The organism is Argonema antarcticum A004/B2 (assembly GCF_023333585.1).
GTDB lineage: Bacteria > Cyanobacteriota > Cyanobacteriia > Cyanobacteriales > Aerosakkonemataceae > Argonema > Argonema antarcticum.
Genome location: NZ_JAIQZN010000100.1, coordinates 1 through 25,571, shown reverse-complemented (window position 1 = coordinate 25,571; position 25,571 = coordinate 1). Strand labels below are relative to the sequence as shown.

The window sequence follows — 25,571 nt, the reverse complement described above, 5'->3', positions numbered from 1 at the left end:
GCTGGATTTTTACTAGAAATATTTTACCAGAATTTTGGCTTTCTGAAAAGCACGGTCTATGACCGTGCAAAGTATATTTCGAGAAACAAGGCGGCTTGATTGTCGATTATTTGGGTGTCGCCCATGAACTCAAAGAAGCCCTGAACTTTTACTCCCAAAGCGGCGGCAAAGGCGACCTCACCCTCGATCAACAGGTAGCGATCGGGCTATTGCTGACCAAGCTGGAAGTCGTTGAAGACATCATGGCGGGGTTCAACTATCAGCCCTACTTCACCGCCAGCACTGGGAACAAACTCAACATTCTCAAAGCGGCGGCGAACTATGTTGCTGACCCGCAAATTAAAGACCGTTTCCTCGATGCTGTAACTGCCCTCTCCAAAATCTATGCCCTCACCGCTCACCATCCAGAAGCGATCGCCCAGTCCGAAAAAATCTCCTTCTTTCAAGCCATCCAAGCCAGTCTCCGCAAACTCGAACCCACTGACGGCAGCCTTAGCAATGCCGACATCGAAACCGCCATCCGGCAAGTCGTCGATCTCGCCCTCGTCTCCGATACCGTCATCAACATTTTTGACGAAGCAGGCATCAAAAGCCCTGATTTCTCGATCATCTCCGACGAATTCCTAGAAGAAGTCGAAGGCATGGAGCATCAAAACCTAGCAGTGGAATTGCTCAAAAAACTGTTGCGCGATGAAATCAAAGCCCAACGCCGCACTAATATTGTCCAGAGTCGCCAGCTTACGGAAATGCTGGAAGATTCTCTCCGCCGCTACCAAAACCAGGTGATTAGCGTTACGGATGCGATCCACGAACTCATCAATATCTCCAAGGATGTCCAAGCCGCCAAACAACGGGGTGAGGAGTTGAAGCTAGAACCCTATGAACTCGCCTTTTACGATGCCCTGGCTCAAAATCAAAGTGCGCGAGAGGTGATGGGACAAGACCAACTGCGAGAGTTGGCGATCATCTTGGTGGCACGGGTGCGTCAAAATGCCTCGATCGACTGGAATCTCAAAGAGAGCGTCCGAGCCAGAATGAAGGTGATGGTTAAACGCCTCCTACGGCAATATGGCTATCCGCCCGATATGCAGGCACTCGCGATCGAACTGGTGCTAGAGCAGGCAAAGGTCTTCACCGAGTTTGAAGTAGAGACAAATCGTTGATAGAGAAAGCGATCGCTCATTAACTTAGGTTCTCAAGCCAAGGCTTGACGAATGCGTTCACGATTGAAACAAGTAAATTAGAGGAATATCGAGCGATAAGTCGGCTGTGCGTTATAGCTAGGAACTAGGGGCTTTCTTGCTAGGGGCGAGCGTTGAGGGAAGAGGGAAAAGCTTGACGAAGTAAAGGATTATGAACCAGAGGTAAGAGTTGGAGTTGCCCTAACCGACTTTCGTCGGTTGCTATAGCTTTAATCTATTAAAGTTTGTGGTGCTACAATGACAAATCAACATCCCATTTCTCTGGCTAGCGATGTAGGAATCGACTACACCTACTTGCGAGATTTACTAGCTGCACTTAAGTGGAGAAAGGCTGATGAGGAAACGAGGCGACTGATGCTAAAAGCAGTCGATCGAGAGCAACAAAGAAATTTCAATAGCAATTCAATTCAAAATTTTTCATGTACGGATTTGCGTACTATCGATCGACTGTGGGTAAAATACAGTAACGGTCATTTTGGTTTCAGTATTCAAAAAGAAATCTGGCTCGAAGTTGGTGGCCAGGTAAATTATTACACTGAAGCTAAGCTAGGCGATCGAGTAGGCTGGAGAGTGATGAGAAACTGGCTTCCCTACGAAGATCTTACTTTTAGCCTGAATGCCCCTGCTGGACACCTCCCTTGGTTAGGTAGATTGGGTGGATGGCTGGGAGCATTTGGGGTATGGTCTGGTTCATATATTGCCCAAAAATCTGCGGCGTCCAATCTTTAGGATAAATAATTTTTAAGATCCCCAAAACTATTGCATTCTTATCAAGCTACTAATATAGCAACCGACGAAAGTCGGTTAGGGCATAGATGCCACCTTCAGAAAAGCTGCTAGACATATCCTCGCGTCGCCAATCTGCTAGGCGTAACGATCAAGACACTACGGGAGTGGGATTCAGCCGATCGCAACCAGGCGATCGGAACACCTGGAGGGCATCGACGTTACAAACAGTCTGATGTGGAGGGAAGATGTGTTACCTAAATCTTATGAAGCCGAACTTGTAGGGGATAGCCTTTGCACGGGTTTGTTAGCTCTTTTGAATTCCCCATGCTGCTATCTGGGCCATTACGAATTAAATGAATGGATACAGCAAGTTTTGAAAAAACAGTGATTAATATTTCGCCATTTACCATCATAGTCCAAAATATTAGAGTGCGATCGCTGTCCGTTTTTCTTCCGGTATCGAGAGCTTATAATCGGTAGCCTACAACCCACCGAGTCAAAAAGTAAACATTGCACTCGCACACGGTGACTAATAGAATTAGCTATATCCGAACAGTTACCAAAGTCAAAGTTTTTCAATCCGGTAAACGCCACAATCACTTCAACATTTTTTCCTATGTCGCGCATCATAGCGTTATTCAATCAAAGCGGCGGTGTCTCGAAAACTACTCTCACCATGAACTTGGGCTACCATTTAGCTCTACGTCATCCCAACCGCGTGCTTTTAGTTGACATGGACCCGCAAGCTTCGCTCACCACCTTTATGGGACTTGACCCGGTGGAACTAGAAACCACCGTTTACGATGCGGTGGTGGGAGAACAACCATTACCAATTCAGGGAAAAATTCACGGTTTAGACATAGCTCCATCCAATATTAATTTAAGCGCTGCCGAACTAGAATTGGTAGCAAGTATGATGCGAGAGATGCGCTTGAAAAATGCTTTAGCTCCCCTACTGCCCAACTATGATTTTATCCTGATTGACTGTCCTCCCAGTTTGGGTATATTGAGTATCGTAAGTTTGGTAGCAGCTACTCACGTTTTAGTGCCGATCCAAACTCAATTTAAAGCGTTTCAGGGTACGGATCTATTATTAAGGACAATTGCAGGACTGAGGAAAGCAGCTAATCGCAATCTAGCGATCGCAGGTTTCATTCCAACCATGTACGATGGTCGTACAGCTCAAGAAAGCCGAACTTTTAAAGCGATAACCGAGCAGTTGTCTCCCTTAGCCAAGGTTTACGATCCCATCCCTCGCACGATCGCTTTTCCAGATGCTTCGGAAGCTAGAGTGCCTTTAGCTAAAGCTAACTCCAAACATCCAGCCGTAGCTGTATTAAACAAAATCGCCAAAAGTTTAGAGAGTCTAAAGTGAGTTCGAGCAAAAAAGACCAACCCTATACCAGTAAACTTAGAGGTGTCGCGGCACTACTAGGAGAACCAGAAGTAGAGGCAGCTGCACAACTGATTGAAATTTCTGCCATCCAGTTACCGTCAAAGCAACCCAGGCGATATTTCGATCCGGAAAAGTTGCAACAACTGGCAGGTTCCATCAAAGAACACGGTATCCTAGAACCATTGCTAGTACGACCGATGAATGGGGGAACCTACGAGCTAGTAGCTGGAGAACGCCGCTATCGAGCCGCTCAAATAGTTGGAATTACCAGCGTCCCAGTAGTAGTGAGGGAACTGAGCAACGAACAAGCTCTCGTGTTATCTTTAACGGAGAACTTGCAACGGGAAGATTTAAATCCGGTTGAAGAAACAGAAGGCATCCTGCAATTATTAGCTTTCAGGCTGCAAGTAACTCTGGAAGAAGCTCGTGCCCTACTGTATCGAATGCAAAACGAACTGAAAGGAAAAGTTACCCAAAACGTTTTGGGTAATTCCCAAGGGCAGGAAGTTGAGGAATTGTTTAACTCCTTGGGGCTGATGAGTTGGGAATCTTTCGTCAGCAGTCGGCTACCTTTGTTGAATCTGCCAGAAGATATTATTGAAGTTTTGCGGGAAGGACGCATCGAATATACGAAGGCTTGCGCGATCGCTCGAATTAAAGACACACAGAAGCGAGAAGAATTCTTGTCGGAAGCAATTGAGGAGAATTGGTCGCTCAGCCAAATAAAAGAACGTATTAAAGCTATTCGTCCAGCTAAATCAGAACCAACGCAAAATCCCTTAAAAAATAGAATGAAAGAAGTATCGCGTCAGTTACTCGTAGCTAAGTTTTGGGACAATCCGAAAAAGCAAAAAGCTTTGGAAAAACTGCTTAGCCAGATGGAAGCACTTTTAGCAGATGAGCAATGACTAAAGGTATCTCCTGTTTGTCAATTAACTTCATTCGATCTCAAGGCTATATTGATAGATGCGATCGCAATTTCTCTGGTAGTACACTCAAGGGAATATAAAGCTGATTTTGAATTAGTAAAGTTCATTTCTTACGTTCTAGCTAGATGGGTAAAAAATGTTAACCCGAATAGAGATTAACGGTTTCAAAACCTTCGATAACTTTACGCTTTCTTTATCTCCTTTCGGGGTGATATTAGGGCCAAATGCTGCGGGTAAATCCAACCTCTTCGATGCACTGCGATTTCTTTCCCAGATAGGAGGAAATAACCTACGCGACGCAGTAAGAAATCTGCGGGGTGAAGCCGTTGAGCTATTTAGGCGACAAGCTGATGGTACAAGAGGTACAAAAATGTCTTTCGCCGTTGAGTTACTTCTGGCAAAAGAAATTAGCGACCCTTGGGGTGATGCAGTGGAAATTTCTCATTCAAGGGTGCGTTACGAAGTTGAGATTGAATTACGGCAAGATGAACGGGGGTTGGAGCGACTTATTGTAGCTAAAGAAGCGGCTTTACCTATTCAGCCCGAAAATGACCGATGGCGACCATTAGGACAAGAACCTTCATCTCAATTTAGAGAGGCATTTTTCAAGTATTCTCGCTCCACACCTTGGTTAACAACAGTAGAAGCAGAAGGGGTACGCCGTTTTCAAATTCTGCCAGATAATCAGGCAGGTCGCACTCACTCAGCCACAAATGCAGAAGCGACTGTTCTTTCTTCTATTACCAGTGCAGAATTTCCCCATTTGTTTGCCATTAGAGAAGAAATGCGAGCGATGCGTTTTCTTCAACTCGACCCCAGACAGTTACGACAACCGAGTGCTACTACTGCTGCTCTCGAACTGGAACCAGATGGAGCAAATTTAGCTACAGTGCTGGCCAGAATTCAAGCTCAAACAGCAACTCTGAGTCAGCCAAAGGGAGTTATTGCAGATATTGCTGCTGATTTAGCTTCTCTGATTCCCGGTGTAGTGGATGTAATTGTAGAGGAAGATGAGAAAGACCGCGAGTATCGGATTGAGATTGGTTACGCTCATCAACCGCCTTTTAGTTCTCGTGTTGTTTCCGACGGTACGTTGCGCGTTTTAGCTCTACTGACAATCTTGCACGACCCAGAGCATCGCGGGTTGGTTTGTTTTGAGGAACCGGAAAATGGAGTTCACCCTTCTCGGTTGATGACACTAATTCAAAGGTTGCGGGAGGGGGTAACTGCTGCAACTTCTTTGGATGTGGATGAAGGGGAACCGTTTTTTCAGATATTGCTTAACAGTCACTCGCCAGTGGTTCTCTCTTGTTTGGAGGAAGGAGAGGCGATGTTTGCTGATTTAGTTAGCGTTGTCAACCCGGAAGTAGGTTCTGTAAGTCGAAAAACCCGAATTCGACCTGTGGCTACTTCTAACGGGAAGCAAGAATACGTCAGTCGCTTTGAGGTGGAACGGTACCTAAGTAGTGTTGACCGGGAGAGCTAACAAATGCGCTATTTGGGGCTGGCTTTGTTTGCCGAAGGGCCAACTGACTATCGATTTTTACCTCCTGTTTTGCGTCGTGCTACAGAAGAGTTATGTTTGCTGTTAGCTCGCTCTAGTATTGAGGTAGGAGAGGTGCTGGGACTGTTTACACCTGATGATTATCGCGATGCTGACTTGGCGACACAAATTTTGGCAGCGGCGCGGGAGGCAGAGGGCGCTTTCAACATTTTGTTCATTCATACAGATGGAGCGGGAAATCCTGATGCTGCTTATAATGAGAGAGTTTTGCCAGCCAAAGAACGTATCGCAGCAGAACTAACCAGAGAGCAGGAACGGACGGTGGGTGTTGTACCAGTGAGGGAAATGGAGGCTTGGGCTTTGGCGGATGGAGATGCTTTGCGGGGAGCATTTGGGACAATTTTAGATGATTTGGCTTTGGGGATACCGATAAGATCTCGTGAAGTGGAAGGCATTTTCGACCCGAAAGTGGTTTTGTCACAAGCTTATAGAAATGTTGTGGGTGACAAGCGGCGAGGGAAAAGAAAGGTGGCAGATTTTTTTGATGCTATTGGCGAGCGGGTGAGATTGGAACGGTTGCGAGAAGTCCCGGCTTATCAGCGGTTTGAACTGGAATTATTGACGGCGTTAGTGGAGCTTGGTTATGTCAGACGAGATGACGCTTAAAGATGAGTGACTTTGTGCGCCATGGCGCACAAAAAGCCTGGATAAGTTTTCTATACAGATACCTGGACTGTTGTAACAGAATAGACTTAATCTGATGAAAAGCTCTTGAATCTTGCTCCATGCCTTCTCCCGAAATTGTTGCTACTGCCGTCCAAACTATTGACCAACTATCTAGCTGGCTAGAAAATGCCGGACTGAGTAATGCCGCAATTGCTCAGTTCAAGTTCAATGCTTTAGCTGCTATGCACCCCGAACTTAAAGAGGTGGCAGAATTAGCCAAATCTCTAATTGGTACAACTCACTCGTTACCAGAAGAGGGGATGAGCGTTACAGAACTAGCAGCAATACTAACAGAGAACTTAACCGTTAAAATCAAGGCAGAGCAAGTAAACACTGCATTAGCAAAGCTGGGATACCAGGAAAAAAATGACGAAAAGCGAATTTGGGTAATCACGGAAGCTGGTTCCCAATATGGTATCAGTTTGCTTGCTTCTTCCAAGACTAATAAATGGCAAGGGCCACAATTAAAGTGGTATCGTTCGGTTATCTCGATTTTAGAGGAATATTTTCAACAAGCAAATAATTCAGTCGATACTGTTGAACAAAAGAATGGTTTATCACCCGCCGAAAACGAAACCAGCAATTCTAACAGTTCAAACAGTGATTTATCTGGTAACAAACCTAGTAATAAAGCTAATGCAAAATCCAAGAAAGCTTGGACGATAGCAGAAAGATTAAAGGAAAAAGGAATTAAGAGTAACCCGACCAAATTCAGCTAATCCAAAGTTTTGCTGACGAGTATTACCAAGAAAAACACGGGACTATCCCACTAAAATTAGCCAATCGCAGAATCCCCGTATCTAGTTACCCAGGCGAGGAAGCGATTGAATTAATTGACAGAGCTATCGACACCGTTTTCAATCCTAAGAAAAAATCAGAAAAAATCTGATTCTTAGAAATTGGCTCTCTTAACTCGAATCTTGGTAAGTTCCCATAGGAATTATCGTAGCTTCACCTCGCTTTTGATGGCAATCCTTCAGCTTCAACATACACTTTGGTCAAATCGCTGATAGTATCCAATCGCAAATCTTCAACCAATTGAGCAAGTGCAATTTTGAGCGGATTTTGCAACTGAGGAATTTGGTCGAGCAGTTCCTTAACTTTTTGATCATCCCCAAGTGTAGCTGCTTGGTGAAGTTGAGTTAGCAACCTTCTAGGCAGTACAGAAAGCGATTTATGAGTGAGTTGTTGAACTAACTGATACCGCTCTTGTAAATTGGAAGATTCCGCTTCGTAGACGTAGCGAACGCCTAAGTGAAGTGCCATCTTATCAAAAATTACCGTTTCTCGGAACGGTTTAGCCACAAAGTCATTGCAACCAACCTTGAAAGCTTTTTCCCTCTCGATATCAAAGGCGCTAGCCGTCAAAGCAATAATCACCGTCTCTTCACCATGAGGCTGTTTTCTGATGAATTGAGTAGCTTGATAGCCATCCATAATAGGCATCCGAATATCCATCCAAATCAGGTGCGGTTTGTGTTGCTGCCACAACTCAATAGCTTCCTCGCCGTTAGATGCTTGCCAAACTTGAAAACCCACTTCCTTACAGCACTCACTTAAAAGCAAACGATTTTCCCATTGGTCGTCAACAACCAAGATGCGATACTTTTGTTGATTAGGTGCTAAACCAATAACTCTTGGAGGTGATAGATTATTTTCAACTTCACGAACTTCAGCCAAACCAACTCGAATATAAAACCGGAAAGCGGTGCCTTTACCTAATCGGCTTTTCACTCGGATATCGCCACTCATCAGTTTAATAAATTGACGACTAATGGGCAGCCCCAATCCAGTTCCGGTTTGACTGCGCCTGCCAGTTTCAGTTTGCACGAATGGTTTAAATAAAGACCCGAATTCCTCTCGTGCAATACCGGAACCCGTATCGCTAATACAAAAAAGTAGAGCTTTAGCTTTTGACGATTGCTCGTCAGGAGATAGACGTAAACGGTCAGTTACTTGTACTTGAAGTGTGACACTGCCGGAGGAAGTAAATTTAATCGCATTTTCTAAAAGATTGATTAAAACTTGGCGCAGTTTGCTTTCGTCAGTGCGTATATATTGCGGGACTTTTTCATAGCGTTGGAAAATTAATTGCAAACCTTTTAAGTTAGCTTTGGGCAATAACATCTGTTCAATGTCATCGAGTAAAGCATAGAAGTCAAAAACGGTTTCATCGAGCGTCATCTGACCCGCTTCGATTTTAGACAGGGACAAAATATTATTGATAAGTTTCAACAGATGTGAGCCACTTCGATTGATAACATCCAGCCTTGACTGCTGAGAGGGAGTCGTTAGCTCGTGACGAGTCATCTGTTGAGTAAAGCCAAGAATTACATTAAGCGGTGTTCTCAATTCGTGACTCATATTAGCGAGGAACGTAGTTTTAGCATGATTAGCCGCTTCAGCTGCCTTTTTTGCCAGTTTGAGTTCCCGGTTTTTCTGTTTTAATTGCCGAGTTTTAGATTCGACTCTCCGTTCCAAGATACTAGAGTAGTACTCGGATTGAGAACGATATTGTTGCAATTGTCGGCTCATCTGGTTGAAAGCAAGAGCCAGATATTCCAGTTCGGCTACATTACTTCCTAACACCTCTTGGTTCAGGTTCCCTCGAGCAATTGCTTGCGTAGCCTCAATTAATCGCCGTAGTTTGAGTTCGATTCTTAAAGAAATAAATAATAGCAATGCAATAGAGAGAATCAGCGCTAGCAAACAAAGCACGAACGTGATGCGAGTGTTGGCGTTCACCTGGTTCATGAAATCAGTTTCAGGAACGACAGCAACAATTAACCAATCTATACCGTGCTTGTTCTCAAAACCTGATTCGGAAAAAGGTTTAACTTGGAGTAAATATTTATCGCCATTAGCAGTAAAATTGAGCGTCTCGCTCTTTTCAATCGCATATAAATTATCGAAGTGCTTTATCAAAAATTGGACTGAATATTTAATGATATTTTGCTGGTGAATTAATTTTTGTGCAACTAGATAATCGGGAAGATCTTTCGTAGTAGGAGTAGAGTAAGCAATGATTTTTGCGGAACGATTGAGAATAAAAATTTGACTATTAGGGCTGATTTGTAAGTCTTTCAAAACAGACTGTCCGCTCTCTTGAGCCATCTGGTTGGCATTAGGCAAACTATCGAAGTAGTCTAAGGGTTCTGAGATGCGTTTAGTTGCTTGTTGAAGTAACTGTGCCACCAAGTCGTTCATTGTCTGCTTGCTGGTAATAAAAGATATCCACCCAGTTAGCCCAACGGATGCAGTAATCAGAAGGGCAAAGGGAACTGTTAAGAGTAAGCGCAGCGGTAAAGGCGGCGAATTCTTTTTAAGCTTATTTGTCAGATGTTTCATCAGTCTCAAACAACCACTTCGTCTGTCTTTTTTCGTTGATAACTCAGCCCTGATAACTTACGGTTCAGCCTGAAGTGATAAATATTTGTTAGATGTCACTTAAGCTGGATAGATTCCAATAGCTGTTCGATTGTCAATACTCCGATTGTTAGATATCGCACCAATCCAGGAATTTTGTTAAACGGTGCTACGGGGCAAACAAAAGCAGTAATGACTGTATTAGCAATCATCCCCCGGATGTTGCCAGTAAAGGATGCCTGTAAAAGTAGTAAAATTCCCAGTCCGACAAAAACCCAGTGCCAAATTAAATAGCTTTGAAAAAAATCGTTGTAGCCTTCGTTTAATCTTTCAATAAAGTGTTTGAATCGAACGAGTCTGTTAAGAATAGTTGATAGCCCCATCTCCAATGCAGTTTTTATTAGATTGATGAAAGCTGTGAAAATTTGCATATCCAAAGATAATGGAACTATCAACTACTAGAAAAGAAAATTAGCCTTCCACAGATAACCTAACTTCACTCTTTACCCTCTGGTTGCCTGAACGGGAATGGGAGTCAAGGAAATAGGTGGTTCTTCTTTGGCAATCTTGACGAGTTCAATAATTACTGAGAAATCTAATCCTACCTTTCGGGCAGCATCGATTGGGGATAAGTTTTGATTTCTCAGTTTGTCTAAAAACTGTTGCACTTGATAAACAACAGGGTCATTAGCTGTCGTGTACCTTCTTTGGATCGCAATTGACAACCCTCTTTCTACTTCTGATGTTCTAATGCTCCAACCTGTACTAATGTCCAAACTAGGGGGATTTCCAGATTGTTGAACTGTAGCAATCCGAATTCCCAATTGGTCTTGCCGATTATTAGTTGGTACGACGTTAAAAGTGTAAAGTCGCTGTCTACCTCTGGAGTCTAGTGTTTTTATGGAAAGGCTGGTGATTTTGGCAGTAGTAGCACCAGGGAATCGCAATGGTAGAATCGATCGCAAAAATACAGTTTTAGCGCCACCGTCTGATAATTCTGTATCTGTACCGAACACGAGACGAGAAGGGTCGGCAATCATCACATAGCTAACCACCTCATCAGTTTGGCTGAAATCGATCGCACTTGCTCGCCCTGGATACACTTTGACATCGATCGCGCCATTAGCAGCAACATCGCGATTTACTATTCGATAACCGCTTGATGATTGGGCTAAGGTGGTTATCGGGTAGGTGCCAGCAGCGATCGCTGCTGTCAGTAAAGACCAACCAAGAATTTGGAGATGGGGGAATTTCGTGCAAGTCTTCATGGCTTTTATGGATTAACGTTGAGAAAACTATTGAGAACGAGCGAAACCTTAGTTCCTTTCGGAAGCATGGCAATATTGGGGCGATTTAGAAGTTCTTCGACCGCTTTATCGGAGCGTTTTTCAAGTCGTCTGGCTAGCGGCGTAAAAAAGCCATCGAGGACGGCAGACCAAAGTTGGGGGTTTCGGCTTTCTACAGTAATGGTGTCAGAAGAAAACCCACCGCTGCTAACACTGCTGCGACTTCTCACTCTAGGCTGGGTTAAAACTTCTCCGACTCGTCCCGCTCCAGACAGCAGAGCAATCAGAAGATCTTGCTTGGCAATATCATCACCAGGATCGAGATAACCTTTGGCAATCAACGGTTCTCCATTTTCACCTGCGATCTCCATTGCACCATTAGGAATTTCTTGCTGTTTGACTTGTCCCGATTCATCGGTATAAACAATCGCGATCGCACTCGCTTGTACCATCCGGTTTTCTTTACCGACACGATTGGCTTTAGCAATGATGACCGTTCCAGCTTTTAATACTGCTGAGCCGTCTGTGGCTAGAATGTCTTCAGTTAAGGTAATGGCAAATCGGTTATAAAGCTGCTCCTGGCTATCTTCATCCCACAGCAGGGGAACTGATACTGTCCCAGAAACTGTAGTTCCAAGTGCAACCTGTGCCGTTTCCGTTGGTTTTGGAGATTGAGGCGTGCGAGTGAGAATCCCTTGAGCGCCCGGTGAGAGATTGGTGCGTGCGGGTTGTTTGTTTTGTGGTGAATTGCCGATCGCAACTGTCAAAAATTCGGAAGCGCGATCGCTAGAAGTTGGTAAAGAGCCAGAAAAGGCAGATGCTTCTGCGATATGTCCCAGTCTATTTATTGAGGGCTGTGGAGTCACTTGTGCTGCACTTGGTTCTGCTTGTGAGTCGCCAAGACGCGATCGTATAACTGTGTCTGATGGCAGGCGATCGTCAACGGTAATGGGAATCCCTGTATTGCTTGCAAGTATGCTGCCCGAAGCTTGTTCTCTACCAGTAGTTGGTTTTGAGAATACCTGAATTTCAGAGAGTGATGGTGCTTCAGAAGGAGTGTCTACGCCAGTCGGTACGGAAGCGTTTTGGAGTCCAACAGAAGAGTCGCTCTCAACCTTTCCCCTAGTTTGACCCAACTGCGCCAGCTGGTTCCAGCGTTTGAAAGGGTCAACTTTTTCGGTAGTAGGCGCTGGAGTTGCTATCGGTTTGGGGGTAGGTTCGGGGGTAGATACAGGTACGGGTTTGGGGGTAGGCGCAGGAACAGTGACAGTCCGAACAATAACCTTGGGCGGTGGAGGTGGCCCTGGAACAGTAACGGTTCGGACAATAGTTTTGGGCGGCGGAGGTGGTGCAGGAACGGTGACGGTTCGGACAATGGTTCTGGGAGGGGGTGTCGGACTCTTGGCGGCTGCTTGGCGCGGGGTCGATCGTTCCACAACCGGGGGAGGAGTTGGTTTGGCTTCCGGTTCTGTTTGGGGTTGTTTCTCAGTCTTTGGGTTTTGTGCTACCAGTTTTTGTTGGTCAACATAAGCTAACCTAGCTAGCAGTTCTGGCTTTTCATCTTTAATGGGAGATTCTTTTGTTTCCTTGGGTGTGGTTTGAGCGATCGGTTTGATAGCCGATCTGGGTTTAACAAACTCCCAAATTACCAGCCCCAGTAATATCACTCCCCCAGTTAACAAGAGCATCGCTACCATTCGAGGAATACCTCTTTCAGAAACAGGAGGAGGTAAGGGTTTCTCTTCATCTTGAGCGAGTTGGTATTGAGCTTCAAGTGTTAGTGGAACATGGGGATTGAAACCAGCAAATTCGTTGAAGTCGATATCATCTCCTGAAGAGGAAGGGGCTGAATTAGCAGAATATTCAACTTTCGATGGCTGGGTTGGATGGCTGTTACTTTGCTGAGCATCAATTGGCTTGCTATTCTCAATATCTGTAGTTGAAGAATTGATTGAATTAGGATTTGTTGGATTAGTCTGTTGATTCATCATCTACCTCTTTTACGGTTTAAATTCAACAATTTTGGTAATTTCTAGTCCGCCTGAACGCAAGGAATTCACCGTTTTTTCAACCAGGTTGGCATTTTCGCCTAAAGGAGAAATGGGAACTTCAGCTGCTTTGACGGTGATAGTGCGATTAAATGGTTGTCGGCTTTCACCAACACCTTGTTCGAGGACGACGCGGGTGGCAATTACATCAATTTCCCAAACACCTTTTTTGATTTCTCTTGGTTCGGAAAGATAAGAAACGTAAGCTGTAGAACGAGTTTTACCTTCAAAAACTCCGTTCGGTATTAATTTGGCTAGTTCCACCAAAGAAGCTTCTCCAAATTCCGACTCCATCATCAAAGAAGCCATCCATGCACTGGTGGGAACTCTTTCAGATTTTTTGATTTTTATCCCTGGATCGGGGTCATTTGTACCGGGAATCTTACCATCCCACCCCCAGGTGAGATTAACCCAAGAAGAAACAAAAGTTTTGATGGTTTTTGGTTCTCTGTATAAACCATCTGCTTCCATAACTGAAGCTGTCGTTCCATCTTTGAGTTGCACGAATGTTACTTTCTTTTGAGACAATGTTTTGAGGCTCAATGTATTGAATACAACAGCAGCAGTCAAAATGCTAACCATAGCTGTTAGCAACACGAAGCACAAAGCTAAAGTGTTTTTTGATTCCGGTAGTAAGGGTTGAGATGGTGATGATTTAAAAGTCATAAGCTTCACCCAGAAGTAAAGTAATAGCAGTTGTTAAAGCAATTAAGTGTTCTAAATCAGCTTGCCAGCAAATACACCGATCGCATTGCTAAAAATATCGGTAAGCTGTTTGGTATTATTAGCGATCGCATTGTACAAAGCAGTACCACCGCCTCTAGCGATCGAAACAGCTAGAACGGGAGCAAATACAGCTAAAAAGAATAGGAAAGCAATATCGGTGACGAGTTCGGCATCGGAATTGACGATGACTACAGCTACCAATCCCACCACAATGTTGTAGCCAAGCTGAATTCCAAACAAAGACATGAATCCAACTAACCAAGCCCAAATAGGTTTTCCTTGTAATGGTAGTAAAGATAAACCCATCGCCACAGGAGAGAACAATGCTGTTAACAACAATGCAGCTTCTAAGATATTCACAAATGCCCACTGAACTGCTCTTAAAATTAAACGAATAATTGGCAAGACAGTAGAGCGAAAAACTTGTCCGGCAAAATCACCACTAGCGATATCGGCGACATTAGTAACATTGGCTAGATTTTCAACAAATCGCTGCAAACTTTTGAGGGGACTACCATTTTTTTGTTCGGCTTCATTGAGAATAGCTTGGGCTGCTTCTTTTTTATCGTTCCAACACTCAACTAAAGCTTCGCCTACTTTACCTTGACATTCGCTGTAAAGTTTTTCAATCTCTTCTTTGGCAGCACTGGTAAGATTGACATCGGTGAGAGCGCTTCTAAATGTCATTTCCCCCAATTGTATTTCCAATATTTGTTGGACTTGCGCTCCTCCAATCCCATGAAAAAACTTAACACTTTCAGCTAAAACTTTGCCGTTGTTACTCAAGAAAAATAGAATAACAATCGGCCAAATCAGCATGGCAATTAGCTCAGACCAAGATTGTTTTTCGATGATTTCCTTACCGCTAGTAACAGCTAAGTAGATGACTGACATACCTGCCAAAATTAATCCCAGTTTGACTAAGGCAATCCACAAAGCAGATTCTTGGGTATTGAAAGTGTTAAACCATAGTAAATTCCAAGATTCGACTGTTTTTTGGGAAACTTCTATGGCATTAGAAAGGGTATCTAAAGCTTGTCCTGCTGTACTTGTCTGGGCAATAAATAGTGCAAACATTTTCTGACTCCTTGCTGGTTAGTCAACAGTCAAGTTCAATAACTAATAGCAACTGACGGCTAACTAAGTTCCCATTGATTTTTCTCCTAACTTATTCTTTTTCTCCTAACGTAATGCCACCCGGCATTTGAAAAAGTCCAGCTTGCGTGGAAGAAGCAGTACCAGCAGCCGCATCTTGTCTTCGCTGAGTTATATTTAGTTCGCTGAGTTCTTTAGCTTGTTGGGCGCTTAAAGTATTAGCGAGGGCGCGATCGATCTGCGCTTGTTGGTTCTGAAGTATAATCACGCCTTGGTTTTGTGCCGTTAGTGCGGTTTGTTGAGAAATGTTACGCATGATGTGTTGCGTCACATCTTGGTTTTGTGATTCTTCACCCAGTTGAATATTTTTAGTAACATTTTGGTCAACCATTTGTGCCATTTGAGCTTGCCTATCCTGAGCAGCTTTACTGAGAGTGGCGTCTGAAGCGGTTGAAGTTGCTGTTTGCTGTTGGGCAAGGTTAGCTAAATCTGATTGAATGCTATAAGAACCTTGAGGTTTATTTTCTAAAGTTGCAGATAGTTTAGTACCTTCATTATCGGTGAAGTTACCATTCATTATTTTAGCTACAACTTCTTGTAAGTCGGGAATTTTGAGGGAACCTACAAAGGATTGCAGCATTTGGTCGAGTTGCGTCGTGATTTTGGCGATCGCACCCGATACTTTATCAATTGGATTCTTAACTTGACCTAAAAACTCCTGAGAATCTTTTTGAATTTGTTGTTCGATTTGTTGCGTTTGAGAAGTAGGAACCGTAAAGCTAGAAGGATTGACGTTATTCAAACTAGAATTAGAAACCGTAGTTATGGTGTTGGACTTATCAGAACTTTGAGCTTGTGCTTCACCTGAACTTAACATTAATGTCAATACCATTATTGGAATGGTGAGGGCAAATTTCATCAAAATTGTTTGGGTACTCATTGTTTAGTCTGCTTTGAAATTATTTGACACAATCAAAATAACTAACTATTAACTAGCCATACGAATGGGATGTTGTTTGTGTTGAATATCGGTAAAAGAATCGTTGCCAATATTGGCGAGAGAGCGGCCTTCCTTAATGGCTTGTACGTATTCAAAAGTAAACTGTTTGAGTGCTAACAATCGCCCTTTTAGGGTATCGGGATATTGAGCCATCACTCTAGCGCGAGCCATCAACTCGGTTTGGTTATTTGCCACGCTCGCTAACACCATTTCCCCTGGATAAAACTGTGTTTGCCAAAAACGACCACCTTTTTCAATTAGCCAATTTGAGCAGAGTTCAGTGGCTTTTGGAAGAAACGCTTCGGTAGCATTTTGAGCGATGATTTCTGATGGGTATCCCAAACGTTTAACCCAAGAATTAACGGCATTAGATGTTAATCTCCCGGTAATGCGGTAAACCATGTTTTGCAGAATCATCGTTCCCGCGCTGCAATCGCAGATGCTATCGATATCTTGAGAAAGCAGCAGCACTGAAATGCCATTTTTTCGTCCGACCGCACAAAGTTCGCCTACTACTTCAGCAAAGCCATCTTTTTTGAACAAAATCGAAAGTTCGTCTCCAATAAATAAACTTTTCGGGTGGGAAAGAGCATTGCGAATACAAGCAGCATGGGCATTCATTGCCATTAAATATTGGTCTTGTTCGTTGCTCAAACCGCTGAGAGCAAAAAACTTAATTGCAGGTGCGGGGGAAAATGTAGAAGGTCTAGCGATCGCTTTTCCTAAAGGTGAAGCAAGTAAGGCATTACATTGAGTAATAATCTGATTGATGGCAATGCGATCGATCTCGGTAAAGTTTTGTAAATTTAATTGTTCCTTAGTGCAGAATTTAAGTAAATCTTTCAGGGTTGGTATTTCTTGCCATTCGCTTGATTTCCAACCTTTTTCAAAGGCAGCATTGTAGCGTTCGATTATTTCTGGGTCTTCAAGAAACTTTTTCAAAGTCAGCAACAGGATAGCATCTACCCGCTGAGCTAACTTGGGGTCATTTACTTTACCCATGCTGATAATAGTCAGGGACTTTCTGATAAACTCTTTCCACTGGTCTAACCGCCGGGAGCGCTCTTGTTTATCAAAGCGTCGCAGGTCGGGGATTTCGAGTAAATTAGAGCTACCTTTGGTAATGTCGTAGTACGCGCCATCATCGCCTAAAAGTGCTAGAGCAGTTTCAAACGTGCTACCAGAAACGCTAGAAATATCCATACCCACAACTGGAATATTGGCAGCTAAAGCATCAAGAGCAAATCGCCATCCCAAAACTGATTTACCGCTACCGCTTTCCCCGGTGATAACAGCGCGGCTAGTTTGTTCGTGCATGAGGTCAACGCAGACAGGTTTACCACCTTTAGTAATAAATTCGACACCAATTGGATCGATATCTCTCACCGCAGTTAAAGGTAAAACACCCGTTCTTACTTATTTTTGGTAATTTAGGAAAATAGAAGAAAATTTTTCCTTATATAGTTGCGAACAAAGAAGAGGCTAGGCTTTTTAATTCCTTATCCGATATTTCTCTAAATTCTATATCTGATAAAGGTTCGTATATTTTTATCGCATTGTTAATATTTGCATTCCTATCTGCTGCTAATATCAATCTTTTCCAATTAAGGATAATATCATTACGGTCTAAAGATTTTTTCGCTTTTTGCAAAGCCATAATTACTTCAACTTTGTCATAAGGTAAAGGTGTTTGAGGTTGTATATTTAAAGTATCAAATACGAGATTTAATGTTGTTACTTGCGTGCATATTTGTATAAGATACTGTACGGAATCATTAGGCTGATTTCTGTTTCCTTTGTGTATGACTATAAGTAGTTCGTAGTTATTAGAAATGTGCCTTAAGTAAGACCACTTTTCAATTCTTAATTGAATTGTATCGCTCCTTATGTCTCTAGTGTTAACTCCAACTGGGATTTCTATTTCGTTATTCTTTTTATATAAACAGTCGTATCCGGGATCGGATTTTATAATCTGCTTATAGCCTAAAAAATCCTTATAAAATCTTTTTGCCCACTTTCTTCCTACATCAGCCCAGTCTACGTTTCCTGGGTGATCGGCATCTTGAGCAGCAGAATGCTTTACATTCCGCTCTGAATTTTCAGTTAATAGTTCTTCATTTTCAACTATTTCAACCTCTTGGAGTATTTTTAATTCCTCCCATCCAATAGCTTGTTTTTCATCATCTGGTAATTCTCCTATACCCATGACCTCCATCAATTTTTCTATCTTGTCCGAAGCCCTCTTATCAAATAAAGAAATGAGAAAGGTTTTTAAACCTTGAGGACTTTTCAGTTGTTGAGATTTAAAAAACTTAGATAGCTCTACTGCTATGTAATCTGTATCTGCTAAACAATCATTTTGCACATATAAGTTACCATCATCGTTACAAAATATTGCTTTTCGCGGTTTTGGCTCAGTTTTTATACTATTAAGGCTATACGTTACCAATAATTGCTCAACGGTATATATTTCTAGAGCATTAATTTTTTTGACAACTTTCTGGCGTTTTAGTTTATGATAAGCTTTAGGCTCAAATTTATAAAGATAACGAAGTACATAAACAGAGAATAACTTAAATCGTTTAGTCAAGTCTTGGTGAACTGCCTTGGTTAAAGGGTTAACCAATTCTACTTGTACATATTCCGTTAAGTAAGGAAGTTTTAAGCTAGAAATTAAGGTTTCAATTTTAGAAGATAAATTGCCAGCGTTTTCTAAAAAATAAATCTCAGAGGAATTTCTAAATAATGCGTAATATTCAGGATTATCATTGACGAAAACACTTCCATTATTCGGCATGAATTTATTTTTATCAGTCCATAGTATAGACTGTTTGATAAAATCAAGCCACCATGATTCTGATAACGGAGAAGTGTGGTTATCAGAATGTAAATACCATTCTAACTCCTCATATATCTTAATAACCTTTTTGATGTTAGCTTCATCGATTCTTTCGTTTTGCTGTGATAACTCTATCAAAACCTCAGCATAATCTTTACAGGGAGGCTTTTCACTTATGCCAAGTTGGTTGATAAAGAATGACTCAAGTTCTGGATAGTGTTTCTCCAGATATCCTTTACTATCACCAAAGACATCACTAACATCTTTCCAAACAACTTCTTCAAGCTTAAAATATCGCTTATAAGTTTCTGGAATATAAATTAACTTGAATTGAGTAAAAGCATCTTTAATAAAATTTTCATTAGTTTTACTCATAGGTTTTGGCTCAAATATGTGTACATTTTTACAAAAGTAGTTTTATCAAGACAATCTTGTTTAACTAAGTTCTTTAACCCCAAATTCACAACAGCTTCAATAGTTACTTCAGAATTAATACCCAAGGTTTTAATCAAATCTTGGTTTTGAAGATCTACGATAACATAGGGTGCATTATTGCCCAATATATTTCGGATTTCTGGTTTATCAACAAAAGCATCTGATGGCTTAACAAGGCTTTTGTTTAAAAAGTTAGGTGTTACAGGAATCCATTCTGAGTTAGTTAACTTATCACACAATTTTGTATGCTGAATATTACCTGATAAGGGCTTACTTAACTTTTCCTTTACTTGCTGCCACTGCTGATTGATGAGAAGCAATAGCTTAGTTATCCTTTCAATATTTTTAGTTGCGATAATAGTATTAAAATGTTCAATTTCTTGCTCGGATATCTTTAATCCTTCATTTACTCCTAACTTTTTGAAGAATTCTCTCCATTTAGAGATATATTCTATTATTTTTTCTGGGGATGTTATTTTTTCTGCGTCTGCAATGTAGTCATCAGATACGAACTGTACAGTTTCTATACCTTGAAACAATAAATCTAAGTCGTTAGTATTACCATATATTTTAGGGATATAAAGGGATGGAGGTCTTGAATAATAATTACTATTGGGGTGCTGTTTGAGCCATAATTTCTCTGCCAAGATATCAAGTAAATTTTTAGGTATACTATCTAAACTTTCTATGTAATCTTTGATGTAACGTATGTAAGAAGGAAAACTTTTATAATTAATTAAGCACTTCTCACTATTTAAAGCATTAACCCTACTGATAATGTGTTCAAAAATGATTGTATGAGGAGAAGGAATTACTACGCCAAGTCTAATTAGAAAATTTACTAGAAATTCTTCTTTCTTTATTTCTTTACTGGCAATAATAAGCGATTTTCTAACAACTCGAATTTCACTTTCAAATTCATACGTTTTATCAATAGAAAGGTATAAAAATATAGCTCCTTCGAAAATAGATGATAAAACGTTGTTTTCAAGAGGAATTATTTTCCAGCTTTTTAACAGTATTTCTCTATTCCATAATTCATTGTTAATTAAATAGAAATACAATTTGATAAACCACTCATCAGGTTTACTTTTTACCCATTCTGTATTTTGTAAGAATTCAAAAATTTCTTGCAAACTAAACCTATGAACCCCTAAACATTTTTCCAGGATTTCTATTTTTGCTTTTACGTTAGCAGAAATATACTCTTTATTACTAAAAAAACTTTTAATCTCCTGATTAGAAATTAGCTTTCTAATTTCACTACCAGCAATAAAAAGGTTTGAAGGTTTTAACCAATTACCGGATTCTGACAAAACACTATCTGTTTGTTTTAAAGCTTCGTGGATTTGCTTAACTACAGGAGTAAAAAATGAATCATTAATTTCAGACTCAAGAGGAATGTAGTTATAGTAGGTTAGCTTAAGTTTGTCATCTTTTTTAAATTCTGTTACTGCTTTCAAAAAAGTTTCAGCAATTTTATCTCTAATAAGAACATTCCAACTGCGATCTTTAAGGATATCTTCTCTGGATGAAGATAAAATAAAGTCTCCTTGAACTACGAATTTAAAACCATATTGACGTATAGGAAGATATGCAAAAGTATGAGGCTTGGTATCATAATTGGCAGAACCATCTGACTTTGTTGGAAAGGCAAGAATTACTTTGCTTGAGTTAATACCTTGTCTTTTTTCTTCTATTACATTTTGAACGCTAAAATTTTCTTCAAAGCAGAAATAATATTCGGTTTTCTGTACGCTATCTTTTTTATGGTCAATTATAGTTCTTTTTCCCTCATCCCGCCGAGTTATTTTTTGGGAAACGAAGTTGCCATCTTGAACTATCTCAATTGTTTTTAGCTTTTTAAGGAACAAAACTAGGCTTGCTTCAATATTATTAATATTTTGTATTAATTTCTCATTTTCACTACGACTACCGCGTAGTGGGAGGACAATATTAGTTTGTTTGCGATCGATCGAATATGGTAATTCTTCAATCCAATAAGGTACTACAAAGCCAAGTAAGTCTTCTCGGTCTTCACGCTTAAACTTAAAATGATAGCCGTTAGAAAAAATATGTGGTTCATCGCTAACTAGAAACACCGACTTAAATCCTATTCCTTTTTCACCAATATAGCCCTCAGCTTTACTTTTAGTTGAATTATTCACATTACAAATAGCTCTTACATTCTTTTCCGAGAATCCGTTTTCATTATTTTGAATAATTAGCTTATCTGAATAAAGTATAAATTTGAGTGAAGGGTTAACTCCAATGTCGTATTCATTATCATCTGCATTTTGAATAAGCTCCAGAGCAAAATGAATTTTTTCTCTGTACAGGTTTACTGAAAGTTGTTCCAAAGCTCCACTAAGCATTCCCTGTAAGTTTTTTAAAGCTGTACTAGCCTTGGAATCGGTGTTTAACCCGATTCCATAGCTCTCTAATATTCTTGATAATGTCTTTCGGAGAAGTCATTTCTGGTTTGTTGTGAAATATAGCCGTATAGTTTCAGAGTTAATCATACGTGGTTTAATGTAAACAAGTGTAGCTATTTACAATTATATAAGAATCTTAATAAATCAAATAATAACTTTAATAATTACAACAAAATCAACAATAACTTAAAGTAGAAAATCCCAAGTTTCTCGTTCGTCTAAATCTGATGGTGGGCTGAAAAGGTAACGAAATTCATCACGATGGCGACTTTTGAGACGAGTCGGTTCCCAAGCTGGATTGACAGCAACTTTGGCGATCGCGCTTATTGCTGTACCATCTTCTGTAGGTAGCGGTACGCTTTTGTAAAGTCTGAGGTCGTCTTTGAAATCGAACAGATAGCAAGGATGTTGTTGAGACCACTTGGAAGCTGTTTCTAGTAGAGTGGGGTGGTGGTCTTCTAGCCTAGTAGCACTTTTGGGGCTATCGACTTCAATTTGGAGTGCATCGAATAACTGACCCAGCAATTTCTGTTTGCGTTGATTGAATAAACCTTCTGGTTGTCCTACTTCCGGTACAGAACATTGTACTCGTCCAATCAAAGTGGCTACCCAGCCGATTTTGTTTTTAGCGATCGCGGAGGCAATCTGTCTCAATTTGGTATACTTACGATTGCCATCTTCGTCGGTAGCTTGAGTGTAGTCAATTTTCGAGCGTTTTTCGATAGCTTCGTATTCATTTTCTTCGTTAGCGTGTAGGGTTTCTTTGGCAATGTGGGGTAGCCTGGAAGCTGGAGTAATTACCAATTGGTCGCCATCAAAATCGCATTGGTGATGCTGCATAGCTTGGTCGGGGCGAATGAAAACGCAGCCTTTGTACTGCATGAGTTCGGGTTTTTGTTTGTTGTTAACTGTGTAGCGACGAATGTTGTCTTTACTAACAATTGGGTAGCGAGTAACGATTACTTCCGTTCCATGTCGTAAATGAGGTGCAACAATCGTTCCAGGTAACAAATCTTCACAAGGTTGCGCCATTGCCGAACCATGATGAATTGCTCCTTTGATAGCTAAATCTTTCCATTTCTTGGCAAGTTGTTCCTGCATGAAGTCAACAACTTTGGGAAAGTCAAGTAGCTGTCCCAATTTATCATTTCTAAGAATAGAGATGAGGCGAGATTCGTGGCGTTTAGTTTGCTCATCACCTAAATCATTCAGTTGAGTTTCCGTGTCATCTCCTGTTTGTCTGAAAGCTGCTTTCTTGTCATGCTGTTCGACTAGGTATTTGGCAAGTTGTATGCGGTTATTCTGCAAAGATGCGAGTTTTTGAGCTTCAGCTTTGGTAGCGGGAACGATGTCAGCTTGAATTGCATCTTCCGAGTACCAAATCGAAAACTGCCAAGAATTTTCATACTCAGTTGTTTTGGCATTCCCGCGATTTCCCAATACAGCTTGAGGAAATTCGTAAACACCACAAGGAATTAAGTCAGCTAGTTGTTTTTTATTAACTCCTTTGATGGAAGAACGGTCTAGAATGATATCGTAGCCAGCATTATCGGTTAATTGAGCATTAGGTAGCAAAGTTCCTTTCGCTAAAAAGCTAATCTCTGGAGTTTGGCAATCTGACCGCGACCACTCTTTTAACCATGCCATACGAAATTGGAAGGGTCGGTTGTGAATTGCTCCTAATTGTTCAGCTAAAGCGGGTGAAATTTTGCCATGACAGTCGCCAGTCTGCCACTTTTTAGCTAGCGCTTTTTCCTTGGGGTTATCGCTTTGGGAATCAACAATTTTTACTTTCAATGTTTGATTATCTTCTGAACTATCTAAAAATTGCGCTCCTTGAGTACAACTGCTGACTAAAAGTGAACCGTAACGACAAGCATGGTCGGGTTGAGTGGCAAAGATACTTAATAGTTTAGCTGAAAGTTCTTTGTCAGCAAAGTACACATTTTTGCCAGAACTGAAAGTAGCCCTTCTGGGAATATCATCGCCGAAGTCAATATTTTTGAGAGGGTCGTGACTGTTATCATCGGGGTCGGGTTTAACAATCACAAGCGATTTCAATTCAGATGGTTCAAATAGCAGTTCAAGCATTGAGTTTCTCAATACTTCCGCTTCAGCTTGATAGCGACCTTTCGTTTTACCATCGGTCAGCGACATATCAAATACAGGGATTTTCAAACCTTCTCCTTTAGCTAATTCAGTAGAGTGATGAGTTGGAGTAGGAAACGCTGGTTTTTTCATAATCTAAAATGAGTGAACCACAACTTTTTTGAGCGTGACAATTAAGGTTAAGCAAATAAAACCTGCTCTTGCATGATTTTTATCCCCTCCAATTGGAGGGGCTTTAAAAGCAAATCAAGTAATGTGCTAACATAAAGCAAAGTTAGCTATTCAGAACATGAAACGGGGGGGAACTTAGTGAAAATAGTTCAAATTCTCAATGTGATGGAAACGGAGACAAAATTTCTGTTTGATTTGGATGTAGAGGTTAATTTAATTGCTGAGTTGACTGAAGATGAAGAATTTACCATTCTTAGACAAAGGAAACATCAATTGTCAAAACTGTTTGATGTTACCCCAGAACAAGTGGATAACCCTGACTATTGGATTAATCTCTAGCCATCCACAAACAGGGGAATAAGGATAATACCTTTACTCCCCTAATTTGCTCAATCAGCTTTTTTACGTCGCTTTTTGGTAGGTTGTGACTGATTTTCTAATAGTTCAACATTGACTGTTGTGCTAGCTTGGTATTGAGGTAAATTGCTTGGTAGCAAGCTATAAATTACCTTACGCCTGCGATAAACTTTTGTACCTTCTACTGGTATTCCTTGTTTCCAAGCATCAGTAATTGCCTTTTTGTTAGCCGAAATTACGGTTTTAGTTTCGATACGGCGATATTGGTCTGGTAATTGAGAAGGGTCGATAGATACTTCACAAGTCGGTGGGTTTTCTTTGACAGTAATTCGATGCTGTTTACCAACAATTTCGGCTGTAATGGCTCCAATCTGGTTAAAATAAACAACAGTTTGGTCTAATCGCTCTCGCCAACCTTCCAGTTTATCGATCGCACTTTGATGCAATTCGACTAAAAATTGCATTCTCGCTTTAATTGCTGTTATTTCAGCATCAATTTGGTTGGCAAGTTCGGCATGAGCATCGATAGCAACTTCTTGTTTTTCTTGATTGTGCCAAATTGATTGCAATAAGCGATCGATTTCTTCAGTTGTTTCGGCAATTTCTAATTGATGCCAAAGTTGAGATGCAATAATTGATGTATGTGCTAAAGATTGAGTGAGTAAGTTCATCAGCATTTACTGTTAGTACAAGTGTGATAGTAATCGCGTTCGGCTTCGATTTGAGCTAAGATTGTTGCAGTTTCCTCATCAGTTTCAATAGTAATTGGTTTGACCGTAGAAGGTTCGTTAATGGCTCGATCGCTCTTTCGGTATCGAGGCTTTTTCCGAGTAAGTTTTGGCATTTCTTTCAACTGGTTTTTACAACAAAGCGCGATAGCGCTACCAAAAAAAAGAAAATGAATTATCCGATGGTGTTTTATCCAGAAGCGGTAACAAATTTCTGCCGTAAATATCCTTTAAACTTGTCTACAGACAATCAGATAACAGTTGTTTGTAATAGTACTTCATCCGTTACAAAACCACAGTTACCGAACTTACCGATAGTGCCATCCGTCCAATGGTTTGGTTTGATTTGGCTATTGTGGTTGGGTGGTGCGATCGCACTTCCATTACTGGCTGTTTCTTGGGGGTGGTCGTGGATATACTTTGCACGGTCATAGACCGTGCTTTTCAGAAAGCCAAAATTCTGGTAAAATATTTCTAGTAAAAATCCAGC

At 41.1% G+C, this 25,571-nt stretch carries 23 protein-coding genes; 9 read left to right on the top strand and 14 right to left on the bottom strand.

Annotated elements, in window-relative coordinates:
• Positions 1-95: 95 nt before the first annotated feature.
• The 8 genes from LAY57_RS29255 to LAY57_RS29220 all read left to right on the top strand — a co-directional run bounded on the left by LAY57_RS29255 (position 96) and on the right by LAY57_RS29220 (position 7,205).
• Positions 96-1,163 carry a DUF3387 domain-containing protein gene (locus LAY57_RS29255; RefSeq protein ID WP_249070702.1) on the top strand — a complete coding sequence of 356 codons (1,068 nt, stop codon included), beginning with the start codon at positions 96-98 and terminating at the stop codon, positions 1,161-1,163.
• Between the two features lie 276 nt (positions 1,164-1,439).
• Positions 1,440-1,931, top strand: a complete 492-nt coding sequence (locus LAY57_RS29250; protein WP_249070701.1) for a GUN4 domain-containing protein — start codon at positions 1,440-1,442, stop codon at positions 1,929-1,931.
• Positions 1,932-2,063: 132 nt separating this feature from the next.
• Positions 2,064-2,189 (top strand): hypothetical protein, encoded by a 126-nt coding sequence (locus LAY57_RS29245; protein WP_420839150.1) that lies wholly within the window; start codon positions 2,064-2,066, stop codon positions 2,187-2,189.
• Positions 2,190-2,547: 358 nt separating this feature from the next.
• Positions 2,548-3,306: a ParA family protein gene (locus tag LAY57_RS29240; protein WP_249070699.1), complete on the top strand. Its 759-nt coding sequence runs from the start codon at positions 2,548-2,550 to the stop codon at positions 3,304-3,306.
• On the top strand, positions 3,303-4,235 hold the full coding sequence (locus LAY57_RS29235; protein WP_249070698.1) for a ParB/RepB/Spo0J family partition protein: 933 nt from the start codon (positions 3,303-3,305) through the stop codon (positions 4,233-4,235). Before LAY57_RS29240 ends, LAY57_RS29235 begins: the two co-directional genes overlap by 4 nt.
• A gap of 157 nt (positions 4,236-4,392) precedes the next feature.
• Positions 4,393-5,742, top strand: coding sequence for an AAA family ATPase (locus LAY57_RS29230; protein ID WP_249070697.1), 1,350 nt, complete (start codon positions 4,393-4,395; stop codon positions 5,740-5,742).
• A 3-nt stretch (positions 5,743-5,745) separates the two neighbouring features.
• Positions 5,746-6,426, top strand: coding sequence for a DUF4276 family protein (locus LAY57_RS29225; RefSeq protein ID WP_249070696.1), 681 nt, complete (start codon positions 5,746-5,748; stop codon positions 6,424-6,426).
• Between the two features lie 119 nt (positions 6,427-6,545).
• A complete protein-coding gene (locus tag LAY57_RS29220) occupies positions 6,546-7,205 on the top strand; it encodes a hypothetical protein (RefSeq protein WP_249070695.1) in 660 nt (219 codons plus the stop codon).
• Between the two features lie 232 nt (positions 7,206-7,437).
• Here the strand turns inward: LAY57_RS29220 and LAY57_RS29215 are convergent, their stop codons facing one another.
• From LAY57_RS29215 to LAY57_RS29165, 11 genes are all read right to left on the bottom strand, one after another.
• Positions 7,438-9,834: a response regulator gene (locus LAY57_RS29215; RefSeq protein ID WP_249070694.1), complete on the bottom strand. Its 2,397-nt coding sequence runs from the start codon at positions 9,832-9,834 to the stop codon at positions 7,438-7,440.
• 95 nt (positions 9,835-9,929) lie between these two features.
• Positions 9,930-10,283: a hypothetical protein gene (locus LAY57_RS29210; protein WP_249070693.1), complete on the bottom strand. Its 354-nt coding sequence runs from the start codon at positions 10,281-10,283 to the stop codon at positions 9,930-9,932.
• 72 nt (positions 10,284-10,355) lie between these two features.
• Positions 10,356-11,120, bottom strand: a complete 765-nt coding sequence (locus LAY57_RS29205; protein WP_249070692.1) for a hypothetical protein — start codon at positions 11,118-11,120, stop codon at positions 10,356-10,358.
• A 5-nt stretch (positions 11,121-11,125) separates the two neighbouring features.
• On the bottom strand, positions 11,126-13,129 hold the full coding sequence (locus tag LAY57_RS29200) for a hypothetical protein (RefSeq protein WP_249070691.1): 2,004 nt from the start codon (positions 13,127-13,129) through the stop codon (positions 11,126-11,128).
• 9 nt (positions 13,130-13,138) lie between these two features.
• The gene (locus LAY57_RS29195; protein WP_249070690.1) at positions 13,139-13,852 is read right to left on the bottom strand and encodes a hypothetical protein; all 714 of its coding nucleotides are present in this window, start codon (positions 13,850-13,852) and stop codon (positions 13,139-13,141) included.
• 51 nt (positions 13,853-13,903) lie between these two features.
• Complete coding sequence (locus tag LAY57_RS29190; protein ID WP_249070689.1) at positions 13,904-14,989, bottom strand: hypothetical protein; 1,086 nt, start codon at positions 14,987-14,989, stop codon at positions 13,904-13,906.
• 91 nt (positions 14,990-15,080) lie between these two features.
• Positions 15,081-15,947, bottom strand: a complete 867-nt coding sequence (locus LAY57_RS29185; RefSeq protein WP_249070688.1) for a hypothetical protein — start codon at positions 15,945-15,947, stop codon at positions 15,081-15,083.
• Between the two features lie 48 nt (positions 15,948-15,995).
• A complete protein-coding gene (locus LAY57_RS29180) occupies positions 15,996-17,393 on the bottom strand; it encodes a putative type IV secretion/conjugal transfer ATPase (protein ID WP_249070687.1) in 1,398 nt (465 codons plus the stop codon).
• Positions 17,394-17,463: 70 nt separating this feature from the next.
• Entirely contained in the window at positions 17,464-19,221 is a 1,758-nt protein-coding gene (locus LAY57_RS29175; RefSeq protein ID WP_249070686.1) for a hypothetical protein, read from the bottom strand.
• Complete coding sequence (locus LAY57_RS29170; RefSeq protein ID WP_249070685.1) at positions 19,218-21,656, bottom strand: sacsin N-terminal ATP-binding-like domain-containing protein; 2,439 nt, start codon at positions 21,654-21,656, stop codon at positions 19,218-19,220. The genes LAY57_RS29175 and LAY57_RS29170 overlap by 4 nt, the downstream gene beginning before the upstream one ends.
• A gap of 246 nt (positions 21,657-21,902) precedes the next feature.
• Entirely contained in the window at positions 21,903-23,957 is a 2,055-nt protein-coding gene (locus LAY57_RS29165; RefSeq protein WP_249070684.1) for a hypothetical protein, read from the bottom strand.
• 177 nt (positions 23,958-24,134) lie between these two features.
• Between LAY57_RS29165 and LAY57_RS29160 the strand changes: the two genes are divergently transcribed.
• On the top strand, positions 24,135-24,335 hold the full coding sequence (locus LAY57_RS29160; RefSeq protein ID WP_249070683.1) for a hypothetical protein: 201 nt from the start codon (positions 24,135-24,137) through the stop codon (positions 24,333-24,335).
• A gap of 50 nt (positions 24,336-24,385) precedes the next feature.
• Here the strand turns inward: LAY57_RS29160 and LAY57_RS29155 are convergent, their stop codons facing one another.
• The 3 genes from LAY57_RS29155 to LAY57_RS29145 all read right to left on the bottom strand — a co-directional run.
• On the bottom strand, positions 24,386-25,024 hold the full coding sequence (locus LAY57_RS29155; protein ID WP_249070682.1) for a siphovirus Gp157 family protein: 639 nt from the start codon (positions 25,022-25,024) through the stop codon (positions 24,386-24,388).
• Complete coding sequence (locus tag LAY57_RS29150; protein ID WP_249070681.1) at positions 25,024-25,197, bottom strand: hypothetical protein; 174 nt, start codon at positions 25,195-25,197, stop codon at positions 25,024-25,026. The genes LAY57_RS29155 and LAY57_RS29150 overlap by 1 nt, the downstream gene beginning before the upstream one ends.
• A 134-nt stretch (positions 25,198-25,331) precedes the next feature.
• The coding region (locus tag LAY57_RS29145) for a hypothetical protein (protein ID WP_249070680.1) at positions 25,332-25,571 on the bottom strand (240 nt) is incomplete at its 5' end.

Bases quoted from the DNA above. Each gene is read 5' to 3' on its own strand.
- LAY57_RS29165 (WP_249070684.1), bottom strand. From the start codon at position 23,957: ATGAAAAAACCAGCGTTTCCTACTCCAACTCATCACTCTACTGAATTA.
- LAY57_RS29230 (WP_249070697.1), top strand. From the start codon at position 4,393: ATGTTAACCCGAATAGAGATTAACGGTTTCAAAACCTTCGATAACTTT.
- LAY57_RS29150 (WP_249070681.1), bottom strand. From the start codon at position 25,197: ATGCCAAAACTTACTCGGAAAAAGCCTCGATACCGAAAGAGCGATCGA.
- LAY57_RS29185 (WP_249070688.1), bottom strand. From the start codon at position 15,947: ATGAGTACCCAAACAATTTTGATGAAATTTGCCCTCACCATTCCAATA.
- LAY57_RS29210 (WP_249070693.1), bottom strand. From the start codon at position 10,283: ATGCAAATTTTCACAGCTTTCATCAATCTAATAAAAACTGCATTGGAG.
- LAY57_RS29175 (WP_249070686.1), bottom strand. From the start codon at position 19,221: ATGAGTAAAACTAATGAAAATTTTATTAAAGATGCTTTTACTCAATTC.
- LAY57_RS29220 (WP_249070695.1), top strand. From the start codon at position 6,546: ATGCCTTCTCCCGAAATTGTTGCTACTGCCGTCCAAACTATTGACCAA.
- LAY57_RS29250 (WP_249070701.1), top strand. From the start codon at position 1,440: ATGACAAATCAACATCCCATTTCTCTGGCTAGCGATGTAGGAATCGAC.
- LAY57_RS29225 (WP_249070696.1), top strand. From the start codon at position 5,746: ATGCGCTATTTGGGGCTGGCTTTGTTTGCCGAAGGGCCAACTGACTAT.
- LAY57_RS29205 (WP_249070692.1), bottom strand. From the start codon at position 11,120: ATGAAGACTTGCACGAAATTCCCCCATCTCCAAATTCTTGGTTGGTCT.
- LAY57_RS29195 (WP_249070690.1), bottom strand. From the start codon at position 13,852: ATGACTTTTAAATCATCACCATCTCAACCCTTACTACCGGAATCAAAA.
- LAY57_RS29155 (WP_249070682.1), bottom strand. From the start codon at position 25,024: ATGAACTTACTCACTCAATCTTTAGCACATACATCAATTATTGCATCT.
- LAY57_RS29170 (WP_249070685.1), bottom strand. From the start codon at position 21,656: ATGCTTAGTGGAGCTTTGGAACAACTTTCAGTAAACCTGTACAGAGAA.
- LAY57_RS29190 (WP_249070689.1), bottom strand. From the start codon at position 14,989: ATGTTTGCACTATTTATTGCCCAGACAAGTACAGCAGGACAAGCTTTA.
- LAY57_RS29200 (WP_249070691.1), bottom strand. From the start codon at position 13,129: ATGATGAATCAACAGACTAATCCAACAAATCCTAATTCAATCAATTCT.
- LAY57_RS29215 (WP_249070694.1), bottom strand. From the start codon at position 9,834: ATGAAACATCTGACAAATAAGCTTAAAAAGAATTCGCCGCCTTTACCG.
- LAY57_RS29240 (WP_249070699.1), top strand. From the start codon at position 2,548: ATGTCGCGCATCATAGCGTTATTCAATCAAAGCGGCGGTGTCTCGAAA.